Source organism: Lutibacter sp. B1 (genome assembly GCF_012524075.1).
Lineage (GTDB): Bacteria > Bacteroidota > Bacteroidia > Flavobacteriales > Flavobacteriaceae > Lutibacter.
Genome location: NZ_JAAZUI010000115.1, coordinates 1 through 1,071, shown reverse-complemented (window position 1 = coordinate 1,071; position 1,071 = coordinate 1). Strand labels below are relative to the sequence as shown.

The 1,071-nt window shown below is 27.6% G+C and carries 2 protein-coding genes; both read left to right on the top strand.

Annotated elements, in window-relative coordinates; genetic code table 11:
* Positions 1-135: 135 nt before the first annotated feature.
* A complete protein-coding gene (locus HGB55_RS15150) occupies positions 136-732 on the top strand; it encodes a hypothetical protein (RefSeq protein WP_168817922.1) in 597 nt (198 codons plus the stop codon).
* A gap of 185 nt (positions 733-917) precedes the next feature.
* A partial coding sequence (locus tag HGB55_RS15720; RefSeq protein ID WP_168817822.1) for a helix-turn-helix domain-containing protein occupies positions 918-1,071 on the top strand: 154 nt, incomplete at its 3' end.

The window sequence follows — 1,071 nt, the reverse complement described above, 5'->3', positions numbered from 1 at the left end:
ACAATGGCTATATTGCATTGTGGCGGATTTTCTTTTTCAGAAAATCCTCGTATATTTACTAACATAATTGCTATGGCGGAAAAATCTTACCGATTTTTCCACAACGACAACATAGCCTAAACCGTTGGCTACAATATGATGACAACAAAAATTGACGCAAGAAAAAATATTATAGTTTCTCTAAAATCTAATTATGGAGAAAGAAATAAAGGAATTGAAAGACATATTCAAACTTTAAAAGTTTTGATTTTAATGCATATTGTTTTGAGTATCCTTTCTTTTGGATTTATATTTACTAGTTTGATTTCCGAATATTTCGGATATGAGAACTATAAATGGCAAAACACAGCCCTGTTTGCTCTTTTAAGTTTAATATCATTGTTAAATTTACCGAATAATATTATAGAATTAAAACTTTTAATACATCTAAAGCGAATTAATAAGTTCAATGATTTTGATAACCTTGAAAAATTGAATATTGATTTAAAGGAGTTAATTAATAAGCTAAATAATAGATTGAGTATAAATAATTTAATTCCCATTTTACTTGGAGTAATTATCTTAATAATGAGTTCCTGGCAAACTATGAATCTGAACAATCCTTATTGGGAATATATGAAATTTCCGATTGTTATATTTTTTGGAATTATAATCACACGATTTGTTATTACGAATAAAAAAATTAATGACAATATTAAAAAAACCGAAAATACTGTAGCCAACAACGTATAAAATTTATGCTTAAATTTGAACAAGTACAAAACGACAAACATTCAACAAACGATTTGCTACAACCGAAAAATCTCCGATTTTCCAGTCGCACAAATCTTATACAAACCCGTTACAAGCAAGCAGTCCGAAAAAATGGTCTATTCAATAACTTAACGCAACAAATCTAAATTTATAGATTTGTAAATATGAGTTTAAAACACAGACGACTTTCACTTAAAGAAAGAATCAAAATTGAGACACTTTTAAACGAGAATAAATCCAAAGCTTATATCGCTAAAACTTTAAACAGATCTCGTTCAACTATATCTCGTGAAATCAATAAATGGATTCAAGATCCTA

What these genes read in the sequence shown, in the direction of transcription:
- HGB55_RS15150 (WP_168817922.1), top strand. Translation starts at nt 136, where the DNA reads ATGATGACAACAAAAATTGACGCAAGAAAAAATATTATAGTTTCTCTA.